The organism is Buttiauxella agrestis, from assembly GCF_900446255.1.
Taxonomy (GTDB): Bacteria; Pseudomonadota; Gammaproteobacteria; order Enterobacterales; family Enterobacteriaceae; genus Buttiauxella; species Buttiauxella agrestis.
In genome coordinates, this window is record NZ_UIGI01000001.1 from 4,385,695 (window position 1) to 4,400,759 (window position 15,065).

The 15,065-nt window shown below is 53.7% G+C and carries 14 protein-coding genes and 1 pseudogene; 11 read left to right on the forward strand and 4 right to left on the reverse strand.

The window, feature by feature from the left end; genetic code table 11:
- Positions 1 to 290 precede the first annotated feature (290 nt).
- The 5 genes and pseudogenes from hflK to DY231_RS20810 form a co-directional block, all read left to right on the forward strand.
- Positions 291 to 2,258 carry a protease modulator HflK gene (gene hflK / locus DY231_RS20790; protein ID WP_115631265.1) on the forward strand — a complete coding sequence of 656 codons (1,968 nt, stop codon included), beginning with the start codon at positions 291 to 293 and terminating at the stop codon, positions 2,256 to 2,258.
- Positions 2,255 to 3,247: a protease modulator HflC gene (gene hflC, locus DY231_RS20795; protein ID WP_115631266.1), complete on the forward strand. Its 993-nt coding sequence runs from the start codon at positions 2,255 to 2,257 to the stop codon at positions 3,245 to 3,247. The genes hflK and hflC overlap by 4 nt, the downstream gene beginning before the upstream one ends.
- Positions 3,240 to 4,292, forward strand: coding sequence for an SPFH domain-containing protein (locus DY231_RS20800; protein WP_115631267.1), 1,053 nt, complete (start codon positions 3,240 to 3,242; stop codon positions 4,290 to 4,292). The genes hflC and DY231_RS20800 overlap by 8 nt, the downstream gene beginning before the upstream one ends.
- Positions 4,289 to 6,187: a heavy metal translocating P-type ATPase gene (locus DY231_RS20805; RefSeq protein WP_115631269.1), complete on the forward strand. Its 1,899-nt coding sequence runs from the start codon at positions 4,289 to 4,291 to the stop codon at positions 6,185 to 6,187. Before DY231_RS20800 ends, DY231_RS20805 begins: the two co-directional genes overlap by 4 nt.
- A 22-nt stretch (positions 6,188 to 6,209) precedes the next feature.
- Positions 6,210 to 6,350, forward strand: a pseudogene (locus DY231_RS20810) (type II toxin-antitoxin system ParD family antitoxin); the annotation flags it as partial.
- A 93-nt stretch (positions 6,351 to 6,443) separates the two neighbouring features.
- Here the strand turns inward: DY231_RS20810 and DY231_RS20815 are convergent.
- On the reverse strand, positions 6,444 to 6,812 hold the full coding sequence (locus tag DY231_RS20815) for a hypothetical protein (RefSeq protein WP_115631272.1): 369 nt from the start codon (positions 6,810 to 6,812) through the stop codon (positions 6,444 to 6,446).
- Positions 6,813 to 6,955: 143 nt separating this feature from the next.
- Here DY231_RS20815 and DY231_RS20820 point away from each other — a divergent pair, with 143 nt between their 5' ends.
- The gene (locus DY231_RS20820; RefSeq protein WP_115631273.1) at positions 6,956 to 7,123 is read left to right on the forward strand and encodes a hypothetical protein; all 168 of its coding nucleotides are present in this window, start codon (positions 6,956 to 6,958) and stop codon (positions 7,121 to 7,123) included.
- A 254-nt stretch (positions 7,124 to 7,377) separates the two neighbouring features.
- Positions 7,378 to 8,715 (forward strand): polyamine export protein PaeA, encoded by a 1,338-nt coding sequence (gene paeA, locus DY231_RS20825; protein ID WP_115631275.1) that lies wholly within the window; start codon positions 7,378 to 7,380, stop codon positions 8,713 to 8,715.
- Between the two features lie 62 nt (positions 8,716 to 8,777).
- Here the strand turns inward: paeA and DY231_RS20830 are convergent, their stop codons facing one another.
- Positions 8,778 to 8,984: a DUF1107 domain-containing protein gene (locus tag DY231_RS20830; RefSeq protein WP_034461209.1), complete on the reverse strand. Its 207-nt coding sequence runs from the start codon at positions 8,982 to 8,984 to the stop codon at positions 8,778 to 8,780.
- A gap of 340 nt (positions 8,985 to 9,324) precedes the next feature.
- Here DY231_RS20830 and DY231_RS20835 point away from each other — a divergent pair, with 340 nt between their 5' ends.
- Entirely contained in the window at positions 9,325 to 9,882 is a 558-nt protein-coding gene (locus tag DY231_RS20835; protein ID WP_034492862.1) for a YtfJ family protein, read from the forward strand.
- Here the strand turns inward: DY231_RS20835 and cysQ are convergent.
- Positions 9,872 to 10,612 carry a 3'(2'),5'-bisphosphate nucleotidase CysQ gene (cysQ, locus tag DY231_RS20840; RefSeq protein ID WP_034492859.1) on the reverse strand — a complete coding sequence of 247 codons (741 nt, stop codon included), beginning with the start codon at positions 10,610 to 10,612 and terminating at the stop codon, positions 9,872 to 9,874. The genes DY231_RS20835 and cysQ overlap by 11 nt on opposite strands.
- Positions 10,613 to 10,815: 203 nt before the next feature.
- On the opposite strand from cysQ, the gene DY231_RS20845 reads away from it, so the two are divergent.
- A complete protein-coding gene (locus tag DY231_RS20845) occupies positions 10,816 to 12,747 on the forward strand; it encodes a bifunctional 2',3'-cyclic-nucleotide 2'-phosphodiesterase/3'-nucleotidase (RefSeq protein ID WP_115631276.1) in 1,932 nt (643 codons plus the stop codon).
- A gap of 95 nt (positions 12,748 to 12,842) precedes the next feature.
- Here the strand turns inward: DY231_RS20845 and DY231_RS20850 are convergent, their stop codons facing one another.
- Entirely contained in the window at positions 12,843 to 13,232 is a 390-nt protein-coding gene (locus DY231_RS20850; protein ID WP_115631278.1) for a winged helix-turn-helix transcriptional regulator, read from the reverse strand.
- Between the two features lie 91 nt (positions 13,233 to 13,323).
- Between DY231_RS20850 and DY231_RS20855 the strand changes: the two genes are divergently transcribed.
- Positions 13,324 to 14,172: an SDR family oxidoreductase gene (locus DY231_RS20855; protein WP_115631279.1), complete on the forward strand. Its 849-nt coding sequence runs from the start codon at positions 13,324 to 13,326 to the stop codon at positions 14,170 to 14,172.
- A gap of 63 nt (positions 14,173 to 14,235) precedes the next feature.
- Positions 14,236 to 15,060 (forward strand): AraC family transcriptional regulator, encoded by an 825-nt coding sequence (locus tag DY231_RS20860; RefSeq protein WP_115631281.1) that lies wholly within the window; start codon positions 14,236 to 14,238, stop codon positions 15,058 to 15,060.
- Positions 15,061 to 15,065: the final 5 nt, after the last annotated feature.

Here is a 15,065-nt window from a genome sequence, read left to right on the forward strand (position 1 = left end):
AAAATCAATATGATGATCGGCAATAAAGATAGGATTGATGAAGGTATTTGACTGTGATGGGTATCACGAAGATTGATTTTGTTGGGTAGGGAAACGTACCGGGGAAATAATTGTTCTAAAGGTGGTGGATGACGCTAACGCTTATCCGGCCTACAAAACCGCGCTCCACGCCCCCTTTGTACAAACCGTTACCCGCACTCCATTTACGGATAATTCATCTCCGTGATATGTTATATGGTAACAATTAACCTCAATGATGCAGACACCTTGCGTCTGAAAGTAATCATTCCATGCAGCCCTCCCCATTATCTGAACCGACGGAACATTCGCCGTTAGTCGCTCAGGCTCGATATTCTTTGGCGTCTTCGCAGGCCATGCTGGCCGCAAGAGTCGTTTTCGGGCTAGGTGCGACGATTTTCCTTATGCTGGTTGTGGCGCTGATCACTCATATTTTCGAGTCATCTTCCCGCTGGACAGCGTTGTTAACCAGCAATGCCGCGGTGCTGGTTTTGTTAGCCGTCGCGTTTTATAACGCACAGCGAATTTGCCAGTGGCGTGCTGATATCTTCGCTCCACCGTTGAAAATTGAAGAAGCTCTCACGGAAACTGAAGCCTCGCCGACCATTTATCAGCGGCTTGGCTCGCTCATTCCGGTTAACGTCAAACGCATCAACGCGGCGCTCAAAAGCGATGGAATTAGCCTTGCCTTGATGGCGGCACTCGTGTTGTTTGTCACGCTTTCAGGCTGGGGCGCTCATTATGTCGGGCTGGATGAAGGCACACTGCGCTGGGCGGCGGTCGGCATAATTGCGGCGGCGATGTTTGCCACTCTGGTTGCCGAACGTCATCTGGCGGCGACTGCCAGCGAAGCCTGGCCGGAAGCGAAATTCATTGCGCCGATATTGCGCCTGGCGCTTGCGGTGCAATTCCTCTCTTTACCGCCGTTGGTTTTCCCATCCGTCACGCTATCACTGCTGATTAACCTGCCCGCGATTCTGGTGTTACTGGTGGCGATTGAGTTCCTGCTGCGCGGTCTTTTTTCGCTGTTTATGCCGCCAAAAGCGGAAGACGCAGAACCGGAATATCTGGCAAAAAGCCAACTGGCGGCACAGCTCGTCTGGCCGCCGCGCCCGCTGCTGTTTCTCCAGCACGAAATCCATCAGCACTTTGGCATTGATTTGCGCCAGCTTTGGGCGTTCATCGTCCTGAAACGTGCTTTTGTGCCGGTTGTTGCGGTGATGATGCTTTGCGGCTGGCTGTTGACGGGTATCCAGCAAGTTTCTACCACCCAGCGCGGCATTTACGAACGTTTTGGTAAACCTGTTGTGGTCTTACCTGCCGGACTGCATTACGGGCTGCCGTGGCCTTTCGGGCAGGTGATGCTGACTGAAAACGGCCAGGTGCATGAACTGGCTGCCGGAGAAGAACCGGATGCCGCATCCGAACCGCTGGCAAGTGCGGAAGGTAACGCGCCGCAAAGTGCGGACCGCCTGTGGGATACCGTTCATAGCTTTGATAAAGCGCAGATTATCGCCTGCCAAAGTGGCGACCAGCAAAGCCTGCAAATCATTAATAGCGATGTGCGTTTTATGTGGCGCATTGGCTTAACCGATAACGCAGCGCTGGCGGCGACTTACCGCAGCAACAATCTGCCAGAGCTTATCCGCAGCACCGCCAATCAAGTGCTGGTGCATCAGTTTTCCTCGCTCACGCTTGAACAGTTACTTGGCGAGCAACGCAATGCCTTAGCCAGCCAGATTAACCGGTCGGTGCAACAAAGGCTCGACGAGTTACACAGCGGCGTGGAGTTGCTTTCAACGGTGGTCGAAGCCATTCACCCGCCAGCGGGTGCCGCCGACGCGTTTCATGGCGTGCAGGCCGCGCAAATTTCAGCGCAGGCACTGGTATCGCGCGAGCGTGGGCACGCGGCGGAACTCGCGGCCAGCGCGCAAACCACTGCGACAACCCGCCAGAACCAGGCACAAATGAACGCCACCGATGTCACCAGCAAGGCGCAGGCAACTGCCGTGCGTTTTGCCGCGCAAAAGCAGGCGGTCGCGCAATCTGGCCAGGTTTTTGTTGATGAGTTGTGGTTCAGCCAGTTGCATCAAACCTTAGGCCATAGCCCATTGATGATTATCGACAGTCGTATTGGCGCAGGTTCGCCACCCACCATCGACCTGCGTGAATTTCCTTCTTTGAACGAAGCAGCACGGCGTGACGCGCCTTCCAAACCGACACAGGAGTCTTCCCGTTGAGCCATTCACATCAGCATGGTTGCAGTCACGGTTGCCACCACAGCCACCACAACCATCACTCTGAAGCGCCTAAATCCGGAGTCTGGAAGCGTATTGCAGGCGCCGGTTTACTCGTGCTGATCCTCGTCGCTGCCGCCAGTCTGGTTCAGGTTCGCTCCGGCGAATCGCTGATCATTACCCGTTTTGGCAACCCGGTGCGCGTGCTGCTCAATCCAGGGCTTGCGTGGCGGCTACCAGCGCCTTTTGAAACGGCTACCACCGTGGATTTGCGGATGCGCACCACCTCAAGCGGTTTACAGGATGTCGGCACGCGTGATGGGCTGCGGATCATCGTTCAGTCTTATGCGGTGTGGCAGGTCGATAACACGCCGGAACATGTGCAGCGTTTTATGCGTGCGGTACAAAATCAGCCTGACGAAGCCGCACGGCAGATCCGGGCTTATTTGGGTTCGGCGCTGGAAACCACCACCAGTGGCTTTACCCTCTCGCAGCTGGTGAATACCGACAGCAAACAGGTACAGCTCGGTCAGTTTGAATCGCATTTACAGGCGCAAATCAGCCAGCCGCTGCTGGAAAGTTACGGCATTCGTCTGGTGCAGGTGGGAACCGAACGTCTGACGCTCCCTGCGGTCACGCTCAACGCCACGGTCGATCGGATGCGGGCCGAACGTGAAACCATTGCCACAGAACGCACCGCCGAAGGCAAACGTGCTGCCGCAGAAATCCGCTCGGCGGCCGAGCGCGACGCACGTATTGTCGAAGCGCAGGCGCAAGTTCAGGCCGCCGATATCGAAGCGCAATCTCAGGTGCAGGCGGCGGAAATTTATGGCAAGGCTTACGCCAGTTCGCCACAGCTTTACAGTCTGTTACGCCAGCTTGATGCCCTTAGCGGCGTGGTGAATTCCAGCACTCGCCTGGTGTTGCGCACCGATGCGGCCCCCTTCCGCCTGTTGGTAGAAGGGCCGAAGCTGGATAAAACCCATGAGTGAGCATCAGCCGAAATCATCCGCAGGCCCGTGGACGCAATCCATACGCCTCGCCTTTTACGCGCTGCTCGGGCTGACGCTGCTGGCCGCCGCAAGCTGGCTGTTCTCCAACATCCGCCAAATCCCTGCTGACAGCCGCGCCGTGGTGCTTCATTTTGGCGCCCAGCAACGCATTGCCGAACCCGGTTTATTACTGAGCTGGCCAAAGCCGATTGATGACGTGGTGATGGTGCCTGCACCAGACCGCGTTATTGAACATCGCGTTAGCGCACTTTTACGTTCGCCCAACGCGCTGAATGCGGACATGCGCGACGATAACAGCAGCGACGCGCTGGCAGGGTCCGGCTACTTGCTCACCGGCGATGCGGGTGTGGTACAGCTGGATATCAGCGTGTTTTATCGAGTCAACAGCCCGATGGATTATGTGTTGCAGGGTGAACACGTTATTCCCGCGCTCGATCGCCTGGTTGAACGTGCCGCCGTTGCGGTGTGTGCCGCGCGCGATCTCGACACGATTCTGGTCGCCCGTCCGGAAATGATCAGCAATGATATGAACGTCGCGAAGCTGCGCGAACGCCTGCGTGCGGATGTGCAGCATAACGTCGAGCAGAATCTGCAACGCCTGGCGCAATCGGGCAGCTCGCTGGGAATTACCCTTGAGCGTGTCACCGTCCAGTCGACGCTGCCTGCCACGACCGTCACCGCCTTTAACGCCGTGCTCACCGCCAGCCAGAAAGCATCACAGGCCATCGCCACCGCGAATACCGATGCTTCTTTAATCCGGCAAAAATCGACCCAACTTGCCGATCAGACGCGCCAGACAGCCCAGGCACAAGCGCAAGAAAAAGTCGCAAAAGCCCAGTCCGATACGGCGATGGTCGCTCGGTTAGCCAACACCCCACACGATCCAGACCTGCTGCCACGCGTTTACCGCGAACGCATTGCGGCGATTCTGGCGCAGGCCGAATCGGTGATCACCGTTTCACCGCAGGATGATGCGAATTTGATTCTGCAAGCCGCCGGGCAAAAGGAACCTTCTCCAAAATGAGTACCGATTCTATTAATCCTGGCGGCGCGTTAAGCCATCAGGAGCAGCGCCAGATTACCCGTCAACTGATTCTGGCGCTGGTCGCCAGCGGCACGTTAATTCTCGGTCTGCTGTGGCGCGGCCTGGCACCGGAACAAGTCGCCGTGGCGGATATTCTGTTGGGTGTGGCCTCGCTGATGGTCGGCATTCCGGTGCTGCGCCACGCCTTTTACAGCTTGCGCTACCCGAGCCTGCACGGCATTACCGATCAACTGGTGGCGCTGGCGCTGATTGGCTCCTGGGCGACGGGTGATTTGCTCACCGCCGCCTTGCTTCCGTTGATCATGACCGTTGGCCACATTCTTGAAGAACGCAGCGTGATTGGCTCGCAAGAGGCGATTGAAGCGCTCGGCAAGCTCACCCGCAGCCGGGCGCGACGTTTTGATGTAGACGGCAATCTGCACGATATCGACAACCACGAACTGGTGGCGGGCGACATCGTGGAAGTGCGGGCGGGCGACCGTTTACCCGCTGACGGTCGCGTGCTGGAGGGCCAGGCGAGCCTCGACACCGCGCCCATTACCGGAGAGTCCGTTCCGCTGGAAGTGAAACCCGGCATGAACGTTTATGGTGGCGCGATTAATCTCGACGGACGGCTGCGTATTGAAGTCACGCGCACGGGAGAAACCTCAACGCTTGGCCGCGTTATCGCGCTGATGCAAAGTGCCGAACAGGCCAGCCCGCCGATTACCCGCTTGCTGGAACGCCACGCCGCACGCTACTTGCTGCTGGTTTTACTGATTGCCGCCAGCACGTGGTTTTTGACGCAGAATAACCAGGCGATGTTAGCCGTGCTGGTTGCCGCCTGCCCGTGTGCGCTGGTGCTTTCCGCACCAGCAACGTCGATTGCCGGGCTAACCGTCGCCGCCCGTCACGGGATTTTGATTCGCGGTGCGGCGTTCCTCGAAGAACTTGCCGAACTCAATGCGGTGATTATCGACAAAACCGGCACGCTCACGCACGGCAAACTGCAATTGCATGAATTGCTTGCTGAACCCGGCGAATCACCGCAAGCGCTGTCCGCTCTGGCGGCGAGTCTCGGCGCGACCAGTAACCACCCGGTCAGCCGGGCGCTGGTCAATATCGCCCCGCAAAGTGCGTGGCCCGCGCTTGAAAATGTTCATGAACATCAAGGTTTGGGCATTTCTGCCACCACAGCGGCGGGCGAGGCGTATCTTGGCCGACATGAATTGTTAAAAACTCAGGTTGCTGATTTACCAGAAGAACCGCCACACGACGGGCCAATTGTCGGCCTGGTGCTGGCGGGTCGTTTCCGTGGCTGGATTTTACTGGCCGACAGCCTACGCGACGAAGCGGCAGAGGCAATGACCGAACTGCGCGACCTCGGGCTGAATCAGCAATTATTACTGACCGGCGACCGTGAAGCTGTGGCGCAACGCATCGCCAAAAAAATCGGCATCAACAACGTCATCGCAGGTGCACTTCCCGCCGATAAACTGCACCAGGTCAGCGTGCAAATCGACAACGGCTTCCGACCAATGGTGGTCGGCGATGGCATCAACGACTCGCTGGCCATCAAAGCAGGCGTGGTCGGTGTCGCGATGGGCGCAGGCGGTTCGGATATCGCCATGGCTTCCGCCGATATCGTACTGATTGGCGGGGATTTACGCCGCCTCGGCACCTGCGTGCGCTTAAGCCGCCGCTGCCGCCGTACGCTGCAAGTCAACGTGATGATTGGCCTGGGCTGGACGCTGGTGATTGTCGCCGCTGCGGCTTTCGGCTGGCTCGGCGCATCTGGCGCAGTGATTGCCGCCATTTTGCATAACCTGAGCACGCTGCTGGTACTGGGGAATGCCGGGCGTATATTACGGTTTGAAGAAAAGTTGAGCGGGTGATGGACTAATGCAAAACCAAGACGTACGCGAAGAACAAGCAGAATCCAGATTGCAGCAGTTACGCGACTTGCTGGCTGAAGGCATCAGCAGCGGCGCTCCGCAAATTTGGGAACAGGATAGTTTTCTACAACGGATGAAAGAAAAACATCAAAACAAGGGATAAAAACCGCAGTTGTAGGGCGGATAAGTGAAGCGTCATCCGCCGTTTTCACCCATGCTGGCGGGGGCGCTGCGCTTGCCCGCCCTACGAAAACCGCTACACCTGATTCATCCCCACCAGTAAGCGATCAGCTTTTTGCTCAAGCCGATGCAGCACAGGTATAAGTGAGCTAATCGCCGCAATCCCGTGCCCCGCCTGGCAAAGTGTTTCTTGTGAAAACTCCACCACGTTGTGATCGGCAAAGGTTATGAAGGATTTACCGATAAAGCGCAGTGTATGGCAAAGCCCTGCGATACTGTCCTCGCAATGGCTAGCAAGCTCCAGGGCTTCCTCACTCGTCAACGATTCAAGGTTAATTGCAGATATCGCGTATGCCATATCCGAATAGAGAACATCCGTATCAGCAAGGTGCGCAAAGGTGTGGTCGGTAGATTGTGCTGCTGTGTTACTATTAGCGTCAGCCATAGCATTATCCTAAGTAATGGTGGTGGTTAGACGCCCTGCATGTGTTCGAGCACATTCGGGGCGTTGTCATTTCTGTCATGTGATAGTAATGTGTCATCACACATAACCACCATACTCCAAGTGTAATTTAGGTATCAACACACATGAATGAAAGAAGAGGAAATCCCCCGTTCCAGTTTCGGTTAGATCCCGAACTGCGTAAGGCGATGGAAGAAGCACAACGTCAGGATGGTGACGAATCTTTGGCGGCATGGATTAAGCGCATCATCAGGAAAGAATTGCAGTCGAAGGGAATTAAGGCTGATGAATGATTTGTCAGTTGTAGGATGGATTAGCAGTTAGCGTCATCCGCCGTTTTCACCAATGCTGGCGAGGGCGCTGCGCTTGCCCGCCCTACGAAAGGCCGTCTGCGGCCAAATTCTACCCTCTGGCAGCCCCATACACCCTTACGCTATACTACCCGTTGAAATTGCTGGCCCAACCTCCACGGACTGGCAGTCAAAATGTACTAACCCTTAGATTTTCAACTTTCCTTCCGAGGCTCTGGCTCTAAGCCGGATAAACTATGTTAAACAGTATTTTATTAATACTTCTTCTTATCTCTGTCAGTGCGTTTTTCTCGATTTCCGAGATCTCGCTGGCTGCTTCCCGCAAGATCAAACTCAAGCTGCTGGCGGATGATGGCAACGTTAACGCGCAACGTGTATTGAAAATGCAGGAAAGCCCTGGCATGTTCTTTACCGTGGTGCAGATTGGCCTGAACGCGGTCGCGATTCTCGGTGGTATCGTCGGCGATGCAGCGTTTTCTCCGGCCTTTAAAGTACTTCTGGAGCGTTTCTTCTCCCCAGAAATGGCTGACCAACTGAGCTTTATCATCTCCTTTACGCTCGTCACCAGCCTGTTCATTCTGTTTGCAGACCTCACTCCGAAACGCATCGGTATGATTTCGCCTGAATCAGTTGCTTTGCGAATCATCAACCCGATGCGCTTCTGTCTGTTTATCTTCCGCCCGCTGGTGTGGTTCTTTAACGGCCTGGCGAACGTCATTTTCCGCATTTTCAAACTGCCGATGGTGCGTAATGACGACATCACTTCTGATGATGTTTACGCCGTGTTTGAAGCTGGCGCGTTGGCTGGCGTGTTGCGTAAGCAAGAACATGAGCTGATTGAAAACGTGTTTGAACTGGAATCGCGTACCGTACCGTCGTCGATGACGTCGCGCGAAAACGTCATCTGGTTTGATTTGCATGAAGACGAGCAAAGCCTGAAAAACAAAATCGCCGAACATCCGCACTCGAAGTTCCTGGTGTGTAATGGCGATATCGACCATATCGTCGGTTATGTGGACTCCAAAGAGCTGCTCAACCGCGTGCTGGGCAACCAGAGCATGGCGCTTAACAGCGGTGTGCATCTGCGTAATACGCTGATTGTGCCGGATACCCTGACGCTTTCCGAAGCGCTGGAAAGCTTTAAAACGGCCGGTGAAGACTTCGCAGTTATCATGAACGAATACGCATTGGTGGTGGGCATCATCACGCTCAATGATGTGATGACCACGCTGATGGGTGATCTGGTCGGCCAGGGCATGGAAGAGCAAATCGTGGCTCGCGATGAAAACTCGTGGCTGGTTGAGGGCGGTACGCCAATTGACGACGTCATGCGCGTGCTGGATATCGACGAGTTCCCGCAGTCTGGAAATTACGAAACCATCGGCGGCTTTATGATGTTTATGCTACGAAAAATCCCGAAACGCACCGATTCGGTGAAGTTCTCCGGGTATAAGTTCGAAGTCGTGGATATCGATAACTACCGAATTGACCAGCTGCTGGTGACGCGAATCGACAATAAGCCGACACCGTTGACGCCAAAATTACCTGATGGTGAAGAGCAGAACGCGGCGTAATTATCAAAACTTAGAAACACTAACGGCACCCTCGGGTGCCGTTTTGGGTATGACTTATGGCTTCATGCCATTTCCGCCTGCATGCGTATAACCTGGCGGTTTACTTCAGACATAACAGATAGATGCTGCTTATCTTTCACTTTTGGGATAAGAATCTTGCCCTTATCAAATTCAAAAGCGCCAACGTCCTTGATGTACAACCGTCCACGGAACAGGATTTTCACGTACTTCGCCACCTGAAGCGGGTTGTACCGTTGGAAAATTTTCATTCTTCTTTTCTCCTGCAGTGTTAACGCCCCTGCGGTTCCACATTTGGTCCGACAAAACGAGGCGAAAAATTTGGTGCCTGGAAACTATAGTCCATATACAAACCGACACCTAGTTTGCACAATCTTATTTACCGTATGATTACAATTTCTCAGAATATTCTTTTCAATTGTAAACAAAACTTAGTTTAAGCCTTCAAAAAATAGGGATATGTGCGGTCGCCCGCAAACTGGCATTGTTGTTGCGGGACAGAAACCTATTCAGCACATATGCTTAAAACGTCACGACGAAGTGGTCGGAGCACCTGCAAACTTTTCACAAATAATAAGATAAGGAGTCCTCATGTCTCTACGCAAAACCCTTGCGCTTGCCCTGCTGCTACTGCCTCTTGCGGCATCGGCACATAACTTTGAGAAAAATCAGCGAGTCTCGCCTATTGGCATTACGGATAAAGGCGAGTTGATGCTCGACAATGATAAGTTTAGCTATAAAAACTGGAATAGTGCGCAGCTCGTGGGAAAAGTGCGAGTGGTGCAGCATATTGCCGGTCGCACCAGTGCTAAAGAGAAGAATGCTGGTTTAATCGAAGCGATTAAAGCCGCAAAATTCCCTCATGACCGCTATCAAACCACCACTATCGTCAATACCGATGATGCGATTGTGGGCACCGGAATGTTTGTGCGTAGCAGTCTTGAGAGCAATAAAACCCAGTATCCATGGTCGCAGTTTATTGTCGATAGTAATGGCGTTGCGCAGAAATCCTGGCAACTAGAAACCGGCAGTTCAGCGATTGTGGTGTTGGATAAGGAAGGCCGCGTGCAGTTTGCCAAAGATGGCTCACTCACCCAGGAAGAAGTGCAGCAGGTGATTAGCCTGCTGCGTGGATTGCTTAGTAAATAGAAACCCGGAAGCCAGGGTTTAAGAATGACTCACGCGGGGTGTAGTCGAGTGGCTTACCCTGCCAGTCATGAACGTGCGCGCCAGCAGCGGCAGCAACCGCATGCCCTGCTGCGGTATCCCAGATATTGGTTGGCCCAAAGCGTGGGTAAAGCTGCGCTTGCCCCTCTGCTACCAGGCAAAATTTAAGCGACGAGCCGATAGATGTCGTCTGGTGTTCACCCAATTGATGAAGATATTCTTTCAGTTCGTCATCACTATGAGATCGGCTGATGACCACCAACGGCGGGCGAGCATCGCGCACCTGAATCTGATTGCGCGTGCCGTTTTCTTCTTTCCAGGCTTTGCCTTCTGCCGCGCTGTACATCACGTTCAGCACTGGCGCATATACCACGCCCAACACCGCTTTGCCCTTTTCGATAAGCGCGATGTTAACGGTGAATTCGCCATTACGTTTCAGGAATTCTTTGGTGCCGTCGAGCGGGTCCACCAGCCAGTAGCGATCCCAACTTTGGCGAGTTTCCCAACTCTGAGGATCTTCTTCTGAAAGCACCGGTATTTCCGGCGTCAATGTTTGCAGTCCTTTCAGGATAATGGTGTGCGCTGCGATGTCCGCTGCCGTCACAGGTGAATCATCGGATTTTTGGGTCGCCTCCAGCGGCTTTTGCCCTTCATACACCTGCATGATGGCAGCTCCAGCCTCCCGAGCCAGTTGGCAAATTTTATCTAACATTCTCCACCTCATGTTGTGTCATGCAAATAACCTATTGTTTTGCTTAGACCCTAGGGTATATATCTCATCGCATCCGATTGCGCTAGATGTGAAGCGATTCCGGTTTAATGATTCTTATTTCTGGCACACTTCACAAAAATGTAAGCAACAACGTTTTATATACATAGCCTTGTGTGGACTACCTCGAAAAAAGGACCTTAATCATGATCAAGTTTAGCGCAACGATCCTTGCCACGCTGATTGCAACCAGCGTTAGCGCGGCAACCGTTGACCTGCGTATCCTGGAAACCAGCGATCTTCACAGCAACATGATGGATTTCGATTACTACAAAGACACACCGACGGAGAAATTCGGGTTGGTGCGTACGGCGAGTTTAATCAATGCCGCCCGTGGTGAGACAGTCAACAGCGTCCTGGTGGATAACGGTGACCTGATTCAGGGCAGCCCGCTGGGTGATTACATGGCGGCAAAAGGGCTGAAGAAAGGTGATATCCACCCGGTTTATAAGGCACTGAATACGCTGGATTACGCCGTGGGAAACCTGGGGAATCACGAGTTTAACTATGGTCTCGATTACCTGCATATGGCGCTGTCTGGGGCAAAATTCCCGTATGTGAATGCCAATATTATCGATGCTAAAACCAATAAACCGCTGTTCACGCCGTATGTGATTAAAGAAACCGTGGTTAAGGATAAAGACGGCAAAGAGCAGACGCTGCGCATCGGTTATATCGGTTTTGTGCCGCCACAAATTATGACGTGGGATAAAACGAATCTGGAAGGCAAAGTGACGGTGAAAGATATCACCGAAACCGCTCGCCAGTACGTGCCTGAAATGCGTAAGCAAGGTGCTGATTTAGTGGTGGTTATCGCCCACTCAGGCCTGTCCAGTGACCCGTATCATGCGATGGCTGAAAACTCGGTTTATTACCTCAGCAAAGTTCCGGGCGTGGATACCATCCTGTTCGGCCATGCTCACGCTGTCTTCCCAGGCAAAGACTTCGCCAATATCAAAGGTGTTGATCTCGAAAAAGGTACGCTGAACGGCATTCCAGCGGTGATGCCGGGCATGTGGGGCGATCATCTTGGCGTGGTTGATTTAGTGCTGAACAACGATAGCGGCGCCTGGAAAGTGGTCAGCAGCAAAGCGGAAGCACGCCCGATTTATGACAGCGTGGCGAAGAAAGCACTGGTGTCAGAAGATGCCAAACTGGTTGATGTGCTCAAGCACGATCATGATGCGACGCGCGAGTTCGTCAGCAAACCTATCGGCAAATCTTCCGACAACATGTACAGCTACCTGGCGCTGGTGCAGGACGATCCTACCGTGCAGGTGGTGAATAACGCGCAAACTGCCTACGTTGAAAAATACATTCAGGGCGATCCGGATCTGGCGCATCTGCCGGTGTTGTCGGCTGCTGCTCCGTTTAAAGTCGGCGGGCGTAAAAACGATCCGGCCAGTTTTGTCGAAGTGGAAAAAGGCCAGCTCACCTTCCGTAACGCCGCCGATTTGTATCTCTACCCGAACACGCTTGTTGTGGTGAAAGCGTCCGGGAAAGAGGTCAAAGAGTGGCTGGAATGTTCTGCCGGGCAGTTTAATCAGATTGATGTGAACAGCACGAAACCGCAGTCATTGATTAACTGGGATGGTTTCCGCACTTATAACTTTGATGTTATCGACGGCGTGGATTACCAGATTGATGTGTCGCAACCGGCACGTTACGACGGCGAATGCCAGATGGTGAACCCGAAAGCCGAGCGCATTAAAGGGCTGACGTTCAAGGGCAAGCCAATTGACCCGAACGCGACTTTCCTGGTGGCGACCAATAACTATCGCGCTTACGGCGGCAAGTTTGCCGGAACTGGCGATAGCCATATCGCTTTCGCATCGCCTGATGAAAACCGCTCGGTGCTGGCAAACTGGATTACCGCGAGCAAAGAAATTCACCCGGCGGCGGATAACAACTGGCGCCTGGCACCGATTCACAGCAATCAGAAATTAGATATTCGCTTTGAAACCTCACCGGGCGACAAAGCGGCGGCCTTCATCAAAGAGAAAGGCCAGTATCCGATGAAGAATGTGGGAACGGATGAAATCGGCTTTGCGATTTATCAGTTGGATTTAGGTAAGTAGGTTTAACCACGCGTCGGATGACGCTGCGCTTATCCGACCTACAAGTGCATGATTTTGTAGGGTGGATAAGCGCAAGCGTCATCCACCGGCGAGTGTTAGCGTTCCGAACGGGACGCCATAACTCTTGGCAAATTCCCTTCAATCCAGTCGGCAAGTCCAGCCACTTTTTCGGCGACCTCAAAACCTAACGGTGTCAGGCTGTATTCCACATGCGGAGGCACAACCGCGTAGGATTTGCGATTCACAAACCCATCCGCTTCTAACCATTGCAGAGTTTGCGCGAGCATTTTTTCACTCACACCACCCATTTTGCGGCGCAATTCGCTAAAACGGTGCGTTCCCTGCTGCAAAGCCACCAAAATCAATACCCCCCATCGGCTGGTGACATGTTTTAGCACATCGCGAGAGGGGCATTGTTCGGCAAACAAATTGCCGTCACGCATCTGCTCGGTTAACGACGGTGCGCGAGTTTCAATCTCACTCATTTCATACTTACCTTTTTGTGCGTACTTACTAAAAGTTAGTGCTGGTGATAGTGTGGCACAACTTAAGCAGAACCCCCACAGGAGATTTACCATGATTGCGATTACCGGTGCTTCTGGCCAACTGGGCCAACTCGTTGTTGAAGAATTACTGAAATCCGTAGCAGCTGACCAACTGGTTGCTATTGTCCGTAACCCATCAAAAATTCAGGCGTTTGCAGACCGTGGCGTTCAGGTTCGTGCTGCCAGCTATCAAGATAAAGCCGCACTGGTGAAGGTGCTGAGTGGCGTGGAAAAACTGCTGCTGATCTCTTCAAGTGAAGTAGGACAACGTGCGGTTCAGCATCGCAATGTGATTGAAGCCGCCAAAGAAGCAGGCGTGAAACTGATTGCTTACACCAGTGTGCTGCATGCCGACTCTTCGCCACTGGGCCTTGCAGAAGAACACGTTGCGACTGAAAAAATGCTGCAAGAGTCCGGCGTTCCGTTTGTGCTGCTGCGCAACGGCTGGTATACCGAAAACTACCTCGCCAGCGTGCCGCCTGCACTGCAACACGGCGTATTTATTGGTAGCACTGGCGAAGGCAAAATCGCCTCCGCAACGCGGGCCGATTATGCGGCTGCGGCTGCAAAAGTGATGACCCTCGACAACCAGGCAGGCAAAGTTTACGAGTTGGCGGGCGACCACGGCTGGACGCTGTCTGAGCTGACTGCTGAGTTGACCAAACAGAGCGGCAAAACCGTGGTGTATCAGAACTTGCCGGAAGCTGATTTTAAAGCGGCATTGCTCGGTGCTGGCTTGCCTGAAGGGTTAGCAGCAATGCTGGCAAACTCTGACGTTGGCGCGTCCAAAGGTGGCCTGTTTGATGACAGCCGCCAGTTAAGCGCGCTGATTGGCCGCCCGACCACCCCGCTTGCCGAAAGCATTCGCGCCGCGCTGTAATTGCTAACTTTCCGTTAAACCAGGACATCCCTATACTGATGGGGTGTCCATACGGAGATTAGTGTGCAAGGCGTTCCTGAACAGTTCAGCGATGAAAAAGACAACGCTCAATTCCGGCATTTACCGCAATTGCCCGGCGTTGAGCTTTATCACGCCCATATTTCTCGTTACGCCTTTGAACCGCACACCCACGAAGCGTTTGGCATTGGGACGGTAACGCGTGGCGCTGAGCGTTTTCGCTATCGGGGTGTTCAGCATGTTGCTGCGCGGGATTCGTTAGTGCTGATGAACCCGGACGAGCTTCATACCGGAGAAGCCGCGACGGAAGACGGCTGGCAGTACCGCATGATTTATCTCGAACCGGATCTTGTTGAGAGAGTGACCGGTTCGCGAAACTGGTCGTTTAGCGAGGTCGTGAAGCACGATCCGCAACGGGCAGGAAATATTTCCCAACTGATCAACCAGTTGTGGAGCGAGAATGACTCGCTGGCACAGCAAGGTTTGTTACTCAATCTGATCGAAACTTTCCGGCCCTACGCGCAACATCAGTCTGGCGGAGTGCAAGACCCGGCGCACCGTTTCGAGCAAATACGCGATTATCTACACGATAATTATATGCACCCGGTAATGCTTGATGAACTGGCGGCCGTGGTGTCACTGAGTCCGTATCATTTCCAGCGCATGTTTAAAGCTCACTATCACGTCACGCCGCACCAGATGCTGATGGCGATTCGCCTGTGGCACGCCAAACGGCTGCTGACGAGCGGCATGCCCGCCGTACACGTGGCGGCAGCCTGCGGTCTAACCGACCAGGCGCATCTGACTCGTGCCTTCTCGCAGCGCTATGGCATCACGCCTGTGCGTTACCAGAAGCAGGTCGCCCGCTAGTTAAA

Bases quoted from the DNA above. Each gene is read 5' to 3' on its own strand.
- DY231_RS20815 (WP_115631272.1), bottom strand. From the start codon at position 6,812: ATGGCTGACGCTAATAGTAACACAGCAGCACAATCTACCGACCACACC.
- cysQ (WP_034492859.1), bottom strand. From the start codon at position 10,612: ATGTTAGATAAAATTTGCCAACTGGCTCGGGAGGCTGGAGCTGCCATC.
- DY231_RS20845 (WP_115631276.1), top strand. From the start codon at position 10,816: ATGATCAAGTTTAGCGCAACGATCCTTGCCACGCTGATTGCAACCAGC.
- DY231_RS20800 (WP_115631267.1), top strand. From the start codon at position 3,240: ATGAGTGAGCATCAGCCGAAATCATCCGCAGGCCCGTGGACGCAATCC.
- DY231_RS20805 (WP_115631269.1), top strand. From the start codon at position 4,289: ATGAGTACCGATTCTATTAATCCTGGCGGCGCGTTAAGCCATCAGGAG.
- DY231_RS20835 (WP_034492862.1), top strand. From the start codon at position 9,325: ATGTCTCTACGCAAAACCCTTGCGCTTGCCCTGCTGCTACTGCCTCTT.
- DY231_RS20830 (WP_034461209.1), bottom strand. From the start codon at position 8,984: ATGAAAATTTTCCAACGGTACAACCCGCTTCAGGTGGCGAAGTACGTG.
- DY231_RS20820 (WP_115631273.1), top strand. From the start codon at position 6,956: ATGAATGAAAGAAGAGGAAATCCCCCGTTCCAGTTTCGGTTAGATCCC.
- paeA (WP_115631275.1), top strand. From the start codon at position 7,378: ATGTTAAACAGTATTTTATTAATACTTCTTCTTATCTCTGTCAGTGCG.
- DY231_RS20855 (WP_115631279.1), top strand. From the start codon at position 13,324: ATGATTGCGATTACCGGTGCTTCTGGCCAACTGGGCCAACTCGTTGTT.
- hflK (WP_115631265.1), top strand. From the start codon at position 291: ATGCAGCCCTCCCCATTATCTGAACCGACGGAACATTCGCCGTTAGTC.
- DY231_RS20850 (WP_115631278.1), bottom strand. From the start codon at position 13,232: ATGAGTGAGATTGAAACTCGCGCACCGTCGTTAACCGAGCAGATGCGT.